This window comes from Streptomyces sp. NPDC001890 (assembly GCF_042891445.1).
Taxonomy (GTDB): domain Bacteria; phylum Actinomycetota; class Actinomycetes; order Streptomycetales; family Streptomycetaceae; genus Streptomyces.
In genome coordinates, this window is the sequence record NZ_JBIATE010000008.1 from 150832 (window position 1) to 165424 (window position 14593).

Below are 14593 nucleotides of genomic sequence, written 5' to 3' on the forward strand. Positions count from 1 at the left end.
GAGGGGGAGCAGACGACCCGTCCGCCTCTTGCGAGACGACTGATTCAACCCATCCGCGGACCGGTGCAACAGGGTGCGCAGCGGGACGGTTCGGGCATTGCGTTCACACCCCGTGTGAATCGTGCTCCACTGGTGCGACACGCCTCGGCGTGCCGAACCACCGGAGGGGCGCATGGGGGCAACGGAGCCCAACATTCTGCTGGCTGCCCTGATCGAGGAGGCGGGCGTCTCCCGGGCGGGCCTCGCCGCGCACGTCAACCGGGCCGGCCGCCCGCGCGGACTGCGCCTGCGGTACGAACACACCGCGGTGGCCCGCTGGTTGAAGGGTCAGCGCCCGCGCGGCCAGGTGCCCGACCTGATCTGCGAAGTGCTCGGCAAGCGGCTGAGCAGGCCCGTCTCGCTGGACGACATCGGGATGGCGGCCCCGGGGACCGGCTCGCCCGTGCCCGGTTCCTCGCTCACCGGCTTCGTCGAGCGGACCACCGCGCTGTGGCGCTCCGACGAGGCACAGCGCCCGCACGCCCTCGCCCCGGCCGCCGTCACGGGCACCACGGCGGTGATGCCGGTCTGGGAGTGGGAGAACCCGCCGGAGGACACCGACGTCTCGCGCGACGGGCCGACCCGGGTCTCCATGGCCGACATAGAGACCCTGCGTGCGGCCCGTACCCACTACGAACTGATGTACCGCCGGGCAGGCGGAATCGCGACCCGTTCCCGCATCGTCGGTTTCCTCAACGCCGAGACCGCCCCGCTGCTGCGCGGCGGTTACAGCGACGCGCTGGGCCGCCGGCTGTACCGGGCGGCGGCCGGCCTGGTGGCGGTCGCGGGGATCTGCGCGTACGACTCGGACGCGCACGGGCTCGCCCAGCGCTACTTCCACCAGGCGCTGCGGCTGGCCAAGGCGAGCGGGGACCGGGGGCTCGGCGGCTATGTGATCGCCCTGCTGGTCAACCAGTCGCTCCACCTCGCCGACTACCGGCAGTCCGTGGCCTTCGCCCAGGCGGCGCTGCGGGCCGCCACCGGACACATCAGCCCGGCGCTCGCCGCCGACCTGTACGCGATGCAGGCCAAGGCGTACGCCTGGCTCGGCGACGCGAGCGGGGCCCGGGAGTGCATCCGGCGGGCCGAGTCGGAGGCCGGGCACATCCGGCCGGGCCAGGAACCGGACGAGACGGGGTACGTCCAGCCGGGTCTGGTCGATGTGCAGGTGGCCGAGGCGCTGCTCGGCATCGGGGATCTGCCGGGCGCCCGGGAGCACGCGGCCAAGGCGGTGCGGATCCCGGCGCACGACCGGGGCCGGGTGCACCGGCTGGCCATGCTGAGCCATATCGAGCTGCGCCAGGGCGAGGCGGACCGGGCGGCGGCCACCGCCGTGGAGATGGCGGAGCAGGCCGGGGGCATGGAGTCGCAGCGGCTGCGCGACCGGCTGCGCGCCGTGCGCGAGGACCTGGTCGCGAGCGGCTGCGCCGACGCGGGGCGGGCCGCCGAACTGATCGACGGGGCGTTGCGCGTACCGCTGTGAGCGCGGGGGACGGCTCGTACTCACGGGGACCGGTACGTTCCGTTCCGGTGCCGCTCCTGCTGCGATGTTGTCACCTACTTGTCGAAAGGTGGCAGAACCGTGCAATGGGCGAACCTGAACGAACAAACTGTGTATGAAAATCGTTGGTTCCGGGTCAATCTGGCAGACGTGGTCATCCCCGACGGCCGCCATCTCGACCACTTCGTCATCCGGCTGCGCCCCGTCGCGGCGGCCACCGTCGTCAATGAGGCCGATGAGGTGCTGCTGCTCTGGCGGCACCGGTTCATCACGGACAGCTGGGGCTGGGAGCTCGCCGCGGGTGTGGTCGAGGACGGCGAGGACATCGCGGCCGCCGCCGCCCGCGAGATGGAGGAGGAGACCGGCTGGCGCCCCGGGCCGCTGCGCCCGCTGCTGACCGTGGAACCGTCGAACGGCCTCACCGACGCCCGGCACCACCTCTACTGGTCCGAGGAGGCCTGCTGGACCGGTCCGCCCAGCGACGCCTTCGAGTCCTCGCGCCGCGAGTGGGTACCGCTCAAGCTGGTGCCCGACCTGATCGGCCGGGGCGACGTCCCGGCCGCCGGAATGGCCGCCGGGCTGATGATGCTTCGCCACTTACGGCTGGGGTGAGGCGCCGCACACCGGCGCGGTGCTGGGGCACCGTGCGGCGCGGCCACGCACGAGCGCGTACGGGGCCGGCCGGGGATCGCCCGGACCGGCCCCGTACGGGCACGACGAAGGATCAGGAGTACGGGTAGAAGCCCGAGCCCGTCTTGCGGCCGAGCCTGCCCGCGTCCACCATGCGCTGGAGCAGCGGCGGAGCGGCGTACAGCGGCTCCTTGAACTCCGCGTACATCGAGTCGGCGACCGAGGCCACCGTGTCGAGACCGATCAGATCGGAGAGCTTGAGCGGGCCCATGGGGTGGGCGCAGCCGAGCTCCATGCCGTTGTCGATGTCCTCACGGCTGGCGATCCCCGACTCGAACATCCGGATCGCGGAGAGCAGATACGGGATCAGCAGCGCGTTGACCACGAAGCCGGAGCGGTCCTGGGCACGGATCGGGTGCTTGCCGAGCACGTCCTGCACCAGGGCCTCGGAGCGCTTCACCGTCTCGTCGGACGTCGTCAGCGCCGGGATCAGCTCGACGAGCTTCTGCACCGGGGCCGGGTTGAAGAAGTGGATGCCGATGACCTGGTCCGGGCGGGAGGTCGCCACGGCCAGCTTCACCAGCGGGATGGAGGAGGTGTTCGAGGCGAGGATCGCGTCCTGCCGGGTCACCACCTGGTCGAGCACCTGGAAGATCTCGGTCTTGACCTGCTCGTTCTCCACGACGGCCTCGATGACCAGGTCGCGGTCGGCGAACTCGCCGAGGTCCGTGGTGAAGCTCAGCCGGGCGAGCGTCTCGTCGCGCTCCTCGGCTGTGATCTTGCCGCGCTCGGCGGCCTTCGAGAGGGAGTTGTGCAGCCGGGTGCGGCCGATCTCCAACGCCTCTCCGGTGGTCTCGGCCACCATGACCTCAAGACCGCTGCGCGCGCACACCTCCGCGATACCCGCGCCCATCTGGCCACAGCCCACCACTCCGACGCGTGCAATGTCGGCCATAGAGTCCGTCACCTCGTGCCTTTCGCTGTTCTGCGTGTCGCAGGTTCCCGTCTGATTCCGGTGCCCGCCCCGACCCCACGACGTTACTCCGCGACCTGCGGGTCATCGTGGGCCGGGGCGGGCATGCTCTGCGTTACGCCTGGATACAAGGGGCGATCGACGTTGACGACGAGCACAGAGAGACGGCAGGTGCAGCGAAATGCGGCAAATGGCCCGAAGAAGCTTTGTGGCGGGGGCGGCCGGGGTGGTCGCGGGGGTGGTGAGCACCGTCACCATGGCCGGTGACGCCGTCGCGGTTCCGCCCCGGCGGACCGGCGGAGTGCCGGAGCGTTCCGGCCACCGCCATGTCGTCCGGCGCGAACTGCGTGGCATGTGGGTCGCCACCGTCGCCAATCTCGACTGGCCCTCGAAGCCCGGCCTGACGGCGGCCGCGCAGGAGGCCGAGCTGATCGCGTACCTCGACGAGGCCGTCGAACGGCGGCTGAACACCGTCATCCTCCAGGTCCGGCCGACCGCCGACGCGCTGTGGCCCTCGCCCTACGAGCCGTGGGCCCAGTACCTCACCGGCGTCCAGGGCAAGGACCCCGGCTGGGACCCGCTGGGCACCGCCGTCCGCGAGGCGCACCGCCGCGGCCTGGAACTGCACGCCTGGTTCAACCCGTACCGGGTCGCCAACCACACCGACCCGTCCCGGCTGGCCGCCACCCACCCGGCCCGGCTGCACCCCGACTGGGTCCTGCCGTACGGCGGGAAGCTCTACTACAACCCGGGGATCCCGGAGGTCCGCCGCTTCGTCCAGGACGCGATGCTCGACGCGGTCCGCCGCTACGACATCGACGCCGTGCACTGGGACGACTACTTCTATCCGTACCCCGTGGCCGGGCAGGTCTTCGACGACGACGCCACGTACGCCCGGTACGGCGCGGGTTTCCCGGACAAGGCCGCCTGGCGGCGCGACAACACCGACAAGCTGGTGCGCGAGACCGCCGAGCGGATCAAGAAGATCAAGAAGAACGTCCAGTTCGGGATCAGCCCGTTCGGGGTGTGGCGCAACGCCGCGACCGATGCGCTCGGCTCCGACACCAAGGCGGGGGTGCAGACCTACGACGATCTGTACGCCGACACCCGCGGCTGGGTCAAAAAGGGCTGGATCGACTACATCTGCCCGCAGATCTACTGGAACATCGGCTTCGCCGCCGCCGACTACGCCAAGCTGGTGCCCTGGTGGAGCGAGGCGGTGCGCGGCACGGAAGTCGACCTGTTCGTGGGGGAGGCGCTGTACAAGGCCGGTGACCCGGCCCAGCCCGCCGCCTGGCAGGACCCGGCTGAACTGTCCCGGCACATCGACTTCGCCGCCGGGTACGACCAGGTGCGCGGCCACGTCTACTTCTCCGGGAAGGAAGTGGTCCGGGACCGGATCGGGGCCATGGACCGGGTGGTCGCCGACCACTACCGCAACAGGGCGCGCCCACCCCGCTGACCGAAGGGCGGAGTGGACGCGATGGGTGATCGGGGCGGGCCGCCCGGGAACGGGCCGGCCCGCCCCCGGCCCGGGGGCGAAGAGCAGTGCCGAACGCCGGAGGCCGCTACGGGGTCTCCTAGCCCTGCTTCCGGGTTTCGGTGTGCTGTACGACGCTGTCGGGACCGGGTGAAATCAGGTGTTCGTGTCCGTCCTCGAAGCGGACGCGGAACGGGGGAGTGCCCCCGGCCCCGAGCACTTCGACGATTTCTGCGACCTTGTCGTGCTGCCCCACGGTCCTGCCGTGTATCAGCAGCCGGTCGCCCGTGTGTGCCTCCATCGGGACTGACCTCCTCACGGGTGGCGGTCCATGTGGACAAGTCTATGGCCGAAAGCCGACTTCGCCCGGTGGGGGAGTACCGACCGCTCACCGCGCACGCCGCTCGCGCCCCGCCCGCTGCGTCGCCGCGATGCAGACGAGCACCGCGACCGCGGCCACCGGCGCCGCCGGGACCGTCTTGCCGAGCAGGAGGACCGACCCTTCCGGGGGCGGCCGCCGGCCCTGACCAAGGTGGCCCGCGCGCCCCATGAGAAGAGCGGTTCCAGCCAATCGGGGACGGGTGCCGCGGGATCCGCCTCGCCCCGGGCCGGGCCGGGCGGACTTGTGGAGGCCCTCTTGACCGGAAGAGTGTTCGGATCCACGATCGCCGCCATGACTTCCAGAGTCTCGTTGGTCGCCGCGGCGCGCAGCTCCACCCTGCTCGCCGAGCGCTTCGACGACGACCGGCCGCTCGACCACGCCGGTCTGTACGAGATACAGCTCGCCGCGCCCGCCCTCATGCCGCTGGGCGCCGCCGAGCTGCGCTACTGCTCGCCGACGCCGCGCAGCCGCGCCACCGGCGACGTGCTCGGCTTCGCCCCGCTCGTCCAGCCGGCCCTGCGCGACTGCGACATGGGCCGCTGGCGGGGCTGCACCCTCGCCGATGTCACGGCGTGCGAGCCCGCGGCGGTCGACGCCTGGCTCGCGGACCCGCGCTCCGCCCCGCACGGCGGCGAACCGCTGCTCGCGTTCATCTCGCGGATAGGGGGCTGGCTGGACACCCGGCCCGTGTGCGACGGCGCCATCGTCGCCGTCGCCGAACCGGCGGTCGTCCGGGCCGCACTCGTGTACGCGCTCAAGGCGCCGCCGTCGACGTACTGGAACGTGGACGTCGGGCCGCTGTCCACCGTCACCCTCACCGGCATGCCGGGCCGCTGGAGCCTCAGGCTCGAAGCGGGAGTCCGCTGACGCCCGCCGCGACGGCCGGCATGTCGCGGTCCGCGCCCGCTCCGGGAGCGGAAGCCCCTGGTCGACGTACGGTCCACGACCGGGGGCCACCCGCTCCATGTGCCCTTTCCACGCCGGCCGGGGCAGCCATGGCCTCGCCGCCCCGGCCGCCGCGCACTGGCCGGAATTCGCCGGGGCGGACGCGGAGGCCGCGCGCCGACCGCCGTCACCCGGCGGCCGGCGCCGCCCCGCTCAGTCGTTCTCCTTGGGGGTGGTGAGCAGGGCGAGGGCCTCGGCGATGGCGGCCTCGGCGGCCGCCTTGTCGATGCCGAGACCCGTCAGCACTCCCGAACCGTCCTCCTGTTCCAGCAGCGCGAGCAGGACGTGCTCGGTGCCGATGTAGTTGTGGCCCATCCGAAGGGCCTCCCGGAACGTCAGTTCCAGCGCCTTGCGGGCCCCGGCGTCGTACGGGATCAGCTCCGGCAGCTCGCCGGTCGCGGCCGGTGGCAGTGCCTCCGTGGCGGCCCGGCGGACGTCCTCCAGGGAGATGTCCTGGGCCTTGACGAACGCGGCGGCCAGTCCTTCCGGCTCACTGAGCAGCCCCAGGACCAGGTGTGTGGTGCCCACCTCGTCGTTGTGCGCCGTGCGGGCCTCGTTCTGCGCGGCCATCACGACGTTCTTGGCCCGTGGGGTGAAGCGGCTGAACCCCTGACTGGGGTCGAGATCGGACACCTCGCCGGGGTCCTTGGCCACGAACCGCTTCTGGGCGGCCTGCCTGGTCACCCCCATGCTCTTGCCGATGTCGGTCCAGGAGGCGCCGGAGCGCCGGGCCTGGTCCACGAAGTGTCCGATCAGATGGTCGGCCACGTCACCGAGGTGGTCCGCGGCGATCACCGCGTCCGAGAGCTGGTCGAGGGCGTCGGTATGGACCTTCTTGATGGCCTCGATCAGGTCGTCGAGGCGCACGGGATGCGTCGGGCGTACGGGATTCACCATGTGTCAACCTTAGGTTGACAGTCCTGGGGGTGTCAACCATCGGTTGACAGTGAGGTCGGTGGGGTGATGCGCCACGGAACCGGCGGGGCGTCATGTCGGCGGGGTGCCATCGTTCGGTTGCAGAAGACGCATGCGTCCCAGTACGCCGGCGCGCACAGCAGGCGGTGCCGTACGCACGAGGCCATCGCGGCCTCCTCCGGGCCGGGGAAGGGGAACGTGCCGCTCTGCCGCTCGGTGCCGACCGGGTCGAACGCCTCGACCATCTCCCGGTACTGCCGCAGATACTCCCGGGCGAAAGGCGGCTCGTAGCCCAGTTCGTCCCAGCGGTGCCCGCGCAGCGCCAGATCGATCACGCGCAGGACGAAGTCCTTCGCGGCGGCCCGCTCGTCGGCGGAGCCGCCCCAGTCGATCTCCTCCAGGTCGAATCCCACCACCCCGCGCCCCACGGCGCCCTGGTCCTGCAGGGTGAGCAGGGTGGCGAAGCGGTACTCCCAGACGCTCTCGGCGAGATCGGACACGGCCAGCAGGAGTACGTCGACGAAGACGTCCGTGCCCCCGTTGGACAGGGACAGGCTGTGGCCCCTGCCGTGGAATGTGTTCCCCATCCCGGCACCGTACCGAGAGGGCGGGGGCCGCCCGGCCGCCGGTACGACGGAGCGCGCCGCCCGGCGGGACTGCCGGGCGGCGCGCTCGATCCAGCGGTTGTGGGTGCGGGTCAGAGAACGCCGCTGTCCGCGATGGTGATCTTCGCCTGCGGGCGGCCGCTCTGCGTGCCGAGGGCCTCGATCTTCTTGACCAGGTCCATGCCGGCCTCGTCGTCGACCTCGCCGAAGACCACGTGCTTGCCGTCCAGCCACGACGTCACGATCGTCGTGATGAAGAACTGCGAGCCGTTGGAGTCGGGGCCGCTGTTGGCCATGGACAGCTGGCCCGGCTTGGTGTGCGACAGCTTGAAGTTCTCGTCCGGGAACTTGGCGCCGTAGATGCTCTTGCCGCCGGTGCCGTTGCCGGCGGTGAAGTCGCCGCCCTGGAGCATGAACTCGGGGATGATGCGGTGGAACGAGGACCCCTTGTAACCGAAGCCCTTCTCGCCGGTCGCCAGCGCGCGGAAGTTCTCCGCCGTCTTGGGAACGATGTCGTCGAACAGCTTGAACGTGATCCGCCCGGCGGGCTCGTCGTTGATGGTGATGTCGAAGTAAACCTTGCTCGTCATGGAACCATCCTGACATCGACCCCTTCGGCGCCGACGGGCGGGCACGGTCACAGCCCGGTCCGGGGGCGAGTGGCGCGGTGGTGCGGTGATCGACACGGTCCGCGGGTGACGGAGCACACTGACAGCGTGGCCGGTGACGGACGGCCGGGGGTGCCGGCCTGATGAAAGCTTTGCATAAAAGTGCAGGACTGCGTATAGTCATGCCATCGACGAGGAGGTTTCGATGGTGGTACGTGCGGCAGTGGCAGGAGCGAGCGGATACGCCGGCGGGGAGCTGCTCCGTCTCCTGCTGGTTCACCCCCAGGTCGAGATCGGGGCGCTCACCGCCAACTCCAACGCGGGGCAGAAGCTCGGCGCGCTCCAACCGCACCTGCGGCCGCTCGCCGACCGGGTGCTCCAGCCGACCACCCCCGAGGTCCTCGCCGGGCACGACGTCGTCTTCCTCGCCCTCCCGCACGGGCAGTCGGCCGCCGTCGCCGAGCAGCTCGGCGACGAGGTGCTGGTCGTCGACATGGGGGCCGACTTCCGGCTCAAGGACGCGGCGGACTGGGAGAAGTTCTACGGTTCCCCGCACGCCGGCACCTGGCCCTACGGCCTGCCCGAACTGCCGGGCGGGCGTGCCGCGCTCGCCGGTTCCAAGCGGATCGCGGTGCCCGGCTGCTACCCGACCGCCGTCTCGCTCGCGCTCTTCCCGGCGTACGCGGCCCAGCTGGCCGAACCCGAGGCCGTGATCGTCGCCGCGTCCGGCACCTCCGGGGCGGGCAAGGCGGCCAAGCCGCATCTGCTCGGCTCCGAGGTGATGGGCAACATGTCCCCGTACGGCGTCGGCGGCGCCCACCGGCACACCCCCGAGATGATCCAGAACCTCAGCGCGGCGGCCGGTGAACCGGTCACGGTCTCCTTCACGCCGACCCTGGCACCGATGCCCCGCGGCATCCTCGCCACCTGCAGCGCGAAGGCGAAGCCCGGGGTGAGCGCCGAGTCCGTCCGTGCCGTGTACGAGAAGGCGTTCGCCGACGAACCCTTCGTCGAGCTGCTCCCCGAGGGGCAGTGGCCGGCCACGGCGTCCGTCTACGGTTCCAACGCCGTACAGATCCAGGTCGCCCACGACGAGGCGGCGGGCCGGATCATCGTGATCAGCGCCATCGACAACCTCGCCAAGGGCACCGCCGGCGGTGCCTTGCAGAGCATGAACATCGCCCTCGGACTTCCCGAGGACACAGGTCTTTCCACGATCGGAGTCGCACCGTGAGCGTCACGGCAGCACAGGGGTTCTCCGCGGCGGGCATCGCCGCGGGAATCAAGGAGAGCGGTAACCCGGACCTGGCCCTCGTGGTCAACCACGGTCCGCGTCGCGCCGCCGCGGGCGTCTTCACCTCCAACCGCGTCAAGGCCGCCCCCGTCCTCTGGTCGGAGCAGGTGCTCAAGGGCGGCGAGGTCACCGCCGTCGTCCTCAACTCCGGTGGCGCCAACGCCTGTACGGGCCCCAAGGGCTTCCAGGACACCCATGCCACCGCCGAGAAGGCCGCCGAGGTGCTACCCGGCCACAACGCCGGTGAGATCGCGGTCGCCTCGACCGGGCTGATCGGCACGCTGCTCCCGATGGACAAGCTGCTGCCCGGCATCGAGCAGGCCGCCGCCGCCCTCAGCGAGCACGGCGGGGAGAAGGCCGCCATCGCGATCAAGACCACCGACACCGTCCACAAGACCGCCGTCGCGGGCGGCGAGGGCTGGACCGTCGGCGGGATGGCCAAGGGCGCGGGCATGCTCGCCCCGGGCCTCGCCACCATGCTGGTCGTGCTCACCACCGACGCCGACGTGGACGCCGCCGGACTCGACTCCGCGCTGCGCGCCGCCACCCGCACCACCTTCGACCGGGTCGACTCCGACGGCTGCATGTCGACCAACGACACCGTGCTGCTGCTGGCCTCCGGGGCGAGCGGGATCACCCCGGAGCAGGGCGAGTTCGCCGAGGCCGTACGGACCGTCTGCGCGGACCTGGCCCGCCAGCTCATCGGTGACGCCGAAGGCGCCTCCAAGGACATCCGGATCGAGGTCGTCAACGCCGCGACCGAGGACGACGCCGTCGAGGTGGGCCGCTCCATCGCCCGTAACAACCTCCTCAAGTGCGCCATCCACGGCGAGGACCCCAACTGGGGCCGGGTGCTCTCCGCGATCGGCACGACGAAGGCCGCCTTCGAGCCCGACCAGCTGAACGTCGCCATCAACGGCGTCTGGGTCTGCAAGAACGGCGGCGTAGGCGAGGACCGCGACCTGGTCGACATGCGCTACCGGGAGGTCGAGATCACCGCCGACCTCGCCGCCGGCACCGAGTCCGCCGTCATCTGGGCCAACGACCTCACCGCGGACTACGTCCACGAGAACAGCGCGTACAGCTCATGAGCGCGGCGCGGAAACACACCGCACTCCCGAAGGCGCAGATCCTCATCGAGGCACTGCCCTGGCTGACCCGGCACAACGGCAAGACCGTCGTCATCAAGTTCGGCGGCAACGCCATGATCGACGACGAGCTGAAGGCGGCCTTCGCCCAGGACGTGGTCTTTCTGCGCCAGGCCGGCCTCAAGCCCGTCGTCGTGCACGGCGGCGGCCCGCAGATCAGCGCCCAGCTCGACAAGCAGGGCCTGGTCAGCGAGTTCAAGGCGGGGCTGCGCGTCACCACGCCCGAGGCGATGGACGTCGTACGGATGGTGCTGGCCGGCCAGGTGCAGCGCGAACTCGTCGGCCTGCTCAACCAGCACGGCCCGCTCGCCGTCGGCCTGACCGGCGAGGACGCCCACACCATCACCGCCATCCAGCACCGGCCCGTCATCGACGGCGAGAGCGTCGACATCGGCCGGGTCGGCGAGATCACCGCCATCGACACCGGGGCGATCCAGGCGCTGCTGGACGACGGCCGGATCCCGGTCATCTCCTCCATCGCCCGCTCCGCCGACGACAACCACGTCTACAACGTCAACGCCGACACCGCCGCCGCGGCACTCGCCGCCGCCCTGGACGCCGAGACGCTGATGGTCCTCACCGATGTCGAGGGCCTCTACGAGGACTGGCCCAACAGCGACGACGTGATCAGCCGGCTCACCGCGGCCGAGCTGGAGAAACTGCTGCCGGAGCTCTCCAGCGGCATGGTGCCGAAGATGCAGGGCTGCCTGTACGCCGTCCGCAACGGCGTCGAGACCGCCCGCGTGATCGACGGCCGGGTCCAGCACTCGATCCTGCTGGAGATCTTCACCGACGAAGGAATCGGCACGATGGTCGTGCCCGACGCGCAGGGGGAGTCATGAGCAACCAGGAACTCGCACAGCGCTGGAGCCACGCGCTGATGGACAACTACGGGACCCCGAAGCTGTCCCTGGTCCGCGGCGAGGGCGCCCGGGTGTGGGACGCCGACGGCACCGAGTACCTCGACTTCGTCGGCGGTATCGCGGTGAACGCGCTGGGCCACGCCCACCCCGCCGTTGTCGAGGCCGTCTCCACCCAGATCGCCTCCCTCGGCCATGTCTCCAACCTCTTCATCGCCGAGCCGCCCGTCGCCCTCGCCGAACGGCTGCTCCAGCTCTTCGGCCGGAGCGGCCGCGTCTACTTCTCCAACTCGGGCGCCGAGGCCAACGAGGCCGCCTTCAAGATCGGCCGGCTGACCGGGCGGACCCACATGGTCGCCACCGACGGCGGCTTCCACGGCCGGACCATGGGCGCGCTCGCACTGACCGGCCAGCCCGCGAAGCGCGACCCGTTCCTCCCGCTGCCCGGTGACGTCACGCATGTCCCGTACGGCGACGCGGAGGCCCTGAGGGCCGCCGTCACCACCGACACCGCGCTGGTGATCATCGAGCCGATCCAGGGCGAGAACGGTGTGGTCGTACCGCCCGCCGGGTATCTGGAGGCCGCCCGGGAGATCACCCGCGCCACCGGCACCCTGCTGGTGCTCGACGAGGTGCAGACCGGCATCGGCCGCTGCGGCCAGTGGTTCGAGCACCAGGCCCACCAGGGCGTCGAGCCCGATGTCGTCACCCTCGCCAAGGGCCTGGGCGGCGGACTGCCGATCGGCGCGACCGTGGCCTTCGGCCCGGCCGCCGAGCTGCTGAAGCCGGGCCAGCACGGCACGACGTTCGGCGGCAACCCGATCGCCTGCGCCGCCGGTCTCGCCGTTCTCGACACCCTGGCCGCCGACGGCGCCCTGGACCGGGTGAAGCGGCTCGGCGAGCGGATCCGGGACGGTGTGGAGGGCCTCGGCCACCCGCTGGTGTCCCACGTAAGGGGGTCCGGACTGCTGCTGGGTATCGTGCTCACCGAGCCGCTCGCGCCCCAGGTGCAGCAGGCGGCTCAGAGTGCCGGAATCCTGGTGAACGTACCCGCCCCCGACGTCCTGCGGCTCATGCCGCCGCTGATCATCGGTGACGCGGAAGTGGACGCGTTGCTCCAGGCGCTGTCCGGCGCTCTCGACGCGGCACAAGGGGACGGACGATCCGGAGAATGAGGCGACGACGATGACCGAGGCGCAGGAATCCGAGTACGGCGGGCCGTCCGTGCCGCAGACCCGCACCGCACGCCACCGCCGGATCGTGGACATCCTGAACCGGCAGCCGGTGCGCTCGCAGAGCCAGCTGGCCAAGCTCCTCGCCGACGACGGGCTGAGCGTCACCCAGGCGACGCTCTCCCGCGATCTGGACGAGCTGGGCGCGGTGAAGATCCGCAACACCGGTGGCGAGCTGATCTACGCGGTGCCGAGCGAGGGCGGATTCCGCACCCCGCAGGCGCCGTTGGGCGGGTCCGCGAAGGAGGAGCGGATGCGGCGGCTCTCCGCCGAACTGCTCATCTCCGCGGAGGCGTCGGCCAACCTCGTGGTGCTGCGCACCCCGCCGGGCGCGGCCCAGTTCCTCGCCTCGGCCATCGACCAGGCCGAACTGCACGACATCCTCGGCACCATCGCGGGCGACGACACCCTGATGCTGATCAGCCGCGACCCGTCGGGCGGCCAGGCGCTCGCCGACCATCTGCTGCGGCTGGCGCAGAACGAGCGCTGAGCGCACCGGTGTTGCCGGGCCGCGTCAGTAACCGGTGATCGCGGTCGGGCCCGTGCGGGTCCCGATCGCGATGTGCGGACGGCGGGCCGGGTTCACCCAGTCGAGGATCCGGTCCATCGCGGCCGCCGGTACGGAGACGCAACCGGCGGTCGCGCCACGCCCGTTGACGTGGAGGAAGATCCCCGCGCCGCGACCCCGTACCGGCCGTTCGTAGTTGAACCCGATGACGAGCGCACGGGCGTACTGCGTCGGGTACGCGACCAGGTGCTCCGCCTCGCCCGCCCGGCAGTCCGCGGGCCGTGGCTCCACCCAGCGGTTGTAGTCCCGCGCCGCGTTGTCCTGGCACCACCACGACCGGTCGTTGACCCGGCGGTAGGGATGAACGGTGCCGGCCGGGGCGGGCTCGATGCCGAAGGCGTACGGCAGGTCGTACAGGCCGGTGGGGGTGGTGTTCGTGCCCTGCTTGCGCGACGCCCCCTCGGTCAGGCCACCGGCGCCGAACCGGGCCGGTGCGGACCCGCCCTTCACCCAGGTGCCCCGGCGCAGGTTCCACCAGGTCACGGTGCCCGTGGTGGAGCCCGTGGCCGGGGCCTCGGCCGTGATCAGCTGGGTGCCGCCGCCGGTGTCGGCCATCCGGTGCGGGAGCGGGGGCGCGGCGGTGGGCCGGGCCGCGACGGAGCCCGCCAGCGCGAGCAGTACCGAGAAGGTCACCAGGGATCTGCGCATGCCCGGACGGTAGACCCTCCGGCGGGGCGCCACCCGCGGATCTGCTCCGTACGGCTCAATCGCGCCCCGCCGGGGGCATGGCGGGCAGCGGGAGCGGCAGCCCCGGGAGCCCGTCCATGCTCGTCGCGATGTGCTCCTTCTTCTCGAAGTAGGCGCCGAGCGAGGCATCGTCCTCGCGGGCGAAGCGCTTGGCGTGCAGCGGCCGGTCCTCGTCGTACGACATGAACGGCACCCCGTAGCCGCAGCTGTCCCGGATCAGTTCGGCCCGCACCACGATGACGGCGCGCAGCCCGTGGAGAGCCGGGTCCACGTCCGGGAAGCGGGTGAGCAGCGGGCCGAACCGGGGATCGTCCCGGAAGACCGGCTCACCGCGGCCGTGCACCCGCACGATGGTCGGCGGCCCCTGGAAGGCGCACCACATCAGCGTGATCCGGCCGTTCTCGCGGAGGTGGGCGACGGTCTCGGCATGGCTGCCCGCGAAGTCCAGATAGGCCACGGTCAGCTCGTCGATCACGGCGAACGAACCGCTGACGCCCTTGGGGGAGAGGTTGACCGTGCCCTCGCCGTCCAGGGGCGCCGTCGCCGTGAAGAAGATGTGCTGCTCCTCGATGAAGGTCCTGAGCCGTCCTTCGATGCGTTCATATGTTTTCCCCATGGCTGTCATTGTCGTCGCCGACTCCGGTGCGGAGGAGGTGATTTCAGCTCGTGGGACGCCCGGGTGGCCGGCGGGGCGACGAGGGAGGGGCGCATAGCTTTGACAAAACA

Annotated in this window: 17 protein-coding genes; 9 read left to right on the forward strand and 8 right to left on the reverse strand. The window is 71.3% G+C overall.

Features of this window, described 5'->3' with window-relative positions; genetic code table 11:
• The first annotated feature begins 172 nt into the window (after window positions 1-172).
• Together ACFYY1_RS21655 and ACFYY1_RS21660 are read left to right on the forward strand one after the other, a co-directional pair.
• Window positions 173-1522, forward strand: coding sequence for a transcriptional regulator (locus tag ACFYY1_RS21655; protein ID WP_388587827.1), 1350 nt, complete (start codon window positions 173-175; stop codon window positions 1520-1522).
• Window positions 1523-1621: 99 nt separating this feature from the next.
• Complete coding sequence (locus tag ACFYY1_RS21660; RefSeq protein ID WP_388587830.1) at window positions 1622-2152, forward strand: NUDIX domain-containing protein; 531 nt, start codon at window positions 1622-1624, stop codon at window positions 2150-2152.
• Window positions 2153-2264: 112 nt separating this feature from the next.
• Here the strand turns inward: ACFYY1_RS21660 and ACFYY1_RS21665 are convergent, their stop codons facing one another.
• A complete protein-coding gene (locus ACFYY1_RS21665; protein WP_072484448.1) occupies window positions 2265-3125 on the reverse strand; it encodes a 3-hydroxybutyryl-CoA dehydrogenase in 861 nt (286 codons plus the stop codon).
• A gap of 226 nt (window positions 3126-3351) precedes the next feature.
• Here ACFYY1_RS21665 and ACFYY1_RS21670 point away from each other — a divergent pair, with 226 nt between their 5' ends.
• Complete coding sequence (locus tag ACFYY1_RS21670; protein ID WP_388588116.1) at window positions 3352-4605, forward strand: glycoside hydrolase family 10 protein; 1254 nt, start codon at window positions 3352-3354, stop codon at window positions 4603-4605.
• Between the two features lie 118 nt (window positions 4606-4723).
• On the opposite strand, the gene ACFYY1_RS21675 is transcribed toward ACFYY1_RS21670, so the two are convergent.
• Together ACFYY1_RS21675 and ACFYY1_RS21680 are read right to left on the reverse strand one after the other, a co-directional pair.
• A complete protein-coding gene (locus tag ACFYY1_RS21675) occupies window positions 4724-4924 on the reverse strand; it encodes a DUF1918 domain-containing protein (RefSeq protein WP_388587833.1) in 201 nt (66 codons plus the stop codon).
• An 87-nt stretch (window positions 4925-5011) separates the two neighbouring features.
• Complete coding sequence (locus ACFYY1_RS21680) at window positions 5012-5173, reverse strand: hypothetical protein (protein ID WP_388587835.1); 162 nt, start codon at window positions 5171-5173, stop codon at window positions 5012-5014.
• Between the two features lie 123 nt (window positions 5174-5296).
• On the opposite strand from ACFYY1_RS21680, the gene ACFYY1_RS21685 reads away from it, so the two are divergent.
• Window positions 5297-5872 (forward strand): histidine phosphatase family protein, encoded by a 576-nt coding sequence (locus ACFYY1_RS21685; protein ID WP_388587838.1) that lies wholly within the window; start codon window positions 5297-5299, stop codon window positions 5870-5872.
• A gap of 231 nt (window positions 5873-6103) precedes the next feature.
• Here ACFYY1_RS21685 and ACFYY1_RS21690 read toward each other — a convergent pair whose 3' ends face one another.
• From ACFYY1_RS21690 to ACFYY1_RS21700, 3 genes are all read right to left on the reverse strand, one after another.
• Window positions 6104-6847: a Clp protease N-terminal domain-containing protein gene (locus ACFYY1_RS21690; RefSeq protein WP_388587840.1), complete on the reverse strand. Its 744-nt coding sequence runs from the start codon at window positions 6845-6847 to the stop codon at window positions 6104-6106.
• A gap of 32 nt (window positions 6848-6879) precedes the next feature.
• Window positions 6880-7452, reverse strand: a complete 573-nt coding sequence (locus ACFYY1_RS21695) for a hypothetical protein (protein WP_388587842.1) — start codon at window positions 7450-7452, stop codon at window positions 6880-6882.
• A gap of 110 nt (window positions 7453-7562) precedes the next feature.
• Window positions 7563-8060: a peptidylprolyl isomerase gene (locus ACFYY1_RS21700; protein WP_388587844.1), complete on the reverse strand. Its 498-nt coding sequence runs from the start codon at window positions 8058-8060 to the stop codon at window positions 7563-7565.
• A gap of 223 nt (window positions 8061-8283) precedes the next feature.
• On the opposite strand from ACFYY1_RS21700, the gene argC reads away from it, so the two are divergent.
• The 5 genes from argC to ACFYY1_RS21725 are packed head-to-tail and all read left to right on the forward strand — an operon-like array spanning window position 8284 to window position 13102.
• Complete coding sequence (gene argC / locus ACFYY1_RS21705; RefSeq protein WP_388587846.1) at window positions 8284-9312, forward strand: N-acetyl-gamma-glutamyl-phosphate reductase; 1029 nt, start codon at window positions 8284-8286, stop codon at window positions 9310-9312.
• Window positions 9309-10463, forward strand: a complete 1155-nt coding sequence (gene argJ, locus ACFYY1_RS21710) for a bifunctional glutamate N-acetyltransferase/amino-acid acetyltransferase ArgJ (RefSeq protein ID WP_388587849.1) — start codon at window positions 9309-9311, stop codon at window positions 10461-10463. Before argC ends, argJ begins: the two co-directional genes overlap by 4 nt.
• Window positions 10460-11362 carry an acetylglutamate kinase gene (gene argB / locus ACFYY1_RS21715; RefSeq protein ID WP_388587852.1) on the forward strand — a complete coding sequence of 301 codons (903 nt, stop codon included), beginning with the start codon at window positions 10460-10462 and terminating at the stop codon, window positions 11360-11362. Before argJ ends, argB begins: the two co-directional genes overlap by 4 nt.
• Window positions 11359-12555 carry an acetylornithine transaminase gene (locus ACFYY1_RS21720; RefSeq protein ID WP_388587855.1) on the forward strand — a complete coding sequence of 399 codons (1197 nt, stop codon included), beginning with the start codon at window positions 11359-11361 and terminating at the stop codon, window positions 12553-12555. Before argB ends, ACFYY1_RS21720 begins: the two co-directional genes overlap by 4 nt.
• Window positions 12556-12565: 10 nt before the next feature.
• A complete protein-coding gene (locus tag ACFYY1_RS21725; RefSeq protein ID WP_266735980.1) occupies window positions 12566-13102 on the forward strand; it encodes an arginine repressor in 537 nt (178 codons plus the stop codon).
• 24 nt (window positions 13103-13126) lie between these two features.
• Here the strand turns inward: ACFYY1_RS21725 and ACFYY1_RS21730 are convergent, their stop codons facing one another.
• Window positions 13127-13828: a L,D-transpeptidase gene (locus tag ACFYY1_RS21730; protein WP_388587857.1), complete on the reverse strand. Its 702-nt coding sequence runs from the start codon at window positions 13826-13828 to the stop codon at window positions 13127-13129.
• 55 nt (window positions 13829-13883) lie between these two features.
• A complete protein-coding gene (locus ACFYY1_RS21735; RefSeq protein WP_388587860.1) occupies window positions 13884-14483 on the reverse strand; it encodes a pyridoxamine 5'-phosphate oxidase family protein in 600 nt (199 codons plus the stop codon).
• Between the last annotated feature and the right edge of the window lie 110 nt (window positions 14484-14593).

What these genes read in the sequence shown, in the direction of transcription:
- ACFYY1_RS21655 (WP_388587827.1), top strand. Translation starts at nt 173, where the DNA reads ATGGGGGCAACGGAGCCCAACATTCTGCTGGCTGCCCTGATCGAGGAG.
- ACFYY1_RS21665 (WP_072484448.1), bottom strand. Translation starts at nt 3,125, where the DNA reads ATGGCCGACATTGCACGCGTCGGAGTGGTGGGCTGTGGCCAGATGGGC.
- ACFYY1_RS21675 (WP_388587833.1), bottom strand. Translation starts at nt 4,924, where the DNA reads ATGGAGGCACACACGGGCGACCGGCTGCTGATACACGGCAGGACCGTG.
- ACFYY1_RS21680 (WP_388587835.1), bottom strand. Translation starts at nt 5,173, where the DNA reads ATGGGGCGCGCGGGCCACCTTGGTCAGGGCCGGCGGCCGCCCCCGGAA.
- ACFYY1_RS21685 (WP_388587838.1), top strand. Translation starts at nt 5,297, where the DNA reads ATGACTTCCAGAGTCTCGTTGGTCGCCGCGGCGCGCAGCTCCACCCTG.
- ACFYY1_RS21690 (WP_388587840.1), bottom strand. Translation starts at nt 6,847, where the DNA reads ATGGTGAATCCCGTACGCCCGACGCATCCCGTGCGCCTCGACGACCTG.
- ACFYY1_RS21695 (WP_388587842.1), bottom strand. Translation starts at nt 7,452, where the DNA reads ATGGGGAACACATTCCACGGCAGGGGCCACAGCCTGTCCCTGTCCAAC.
- ACFYY1_RS21700 (WP_388587844.1), bottom strand. Translation starts at nt 8,060, where the DNA reads ATGACGAGCAAGGTTTACTTCGACATCACCATCAACGACGAGCCCGCC.
- argC (WP_388587846.1), top strand. Translation starts at nt 8,284, where the DNA reads ATGGTGGTACGTGCGGCAGTGGCAGGAGCGAGCGGATACGCCGGCGGG.
- argB (WP_388587852.1), top strand. Translation starts at nt 10,460, where the DNA reads ATGAGCGCGGCGCGGAAACACACCGCACTCCCGAAGGCGCAGATCCTC.
- ACFYY1_RS21720 (WP_388587855.1), top strand. Translation starts at nt 11,359, where the DNA reads ATGAGCAACCAGGAACTCGCACAGCGCTGGAGCCACGCGCTGATGGAC.
- ACFYY1_RS21725 (WP_266735980.1), top strand. Translation starts at nt 12,566, where the DNA reads ATGACCGAGGCGCAGGAATCCGAGTACGGCGGGCCGTCCGTGCCGCAG.
- ACFYY1_RS21730 (WP_388587857.1), bottom strand. Translation starts at nt 13,828, where the DNA reads ATGCGCAGATCCCTGGTGACCTTCTCGGTACTGCTCGCGCTGGCGGGC.
- ACFYY1_RS21735 (WP_388587860.1), bottom strand. Translation starts at nt 14,483, where the DNA reads ATGGGGAAAACATATGAACGCATCGAAGGACGGCTCAGGACCTTCATC.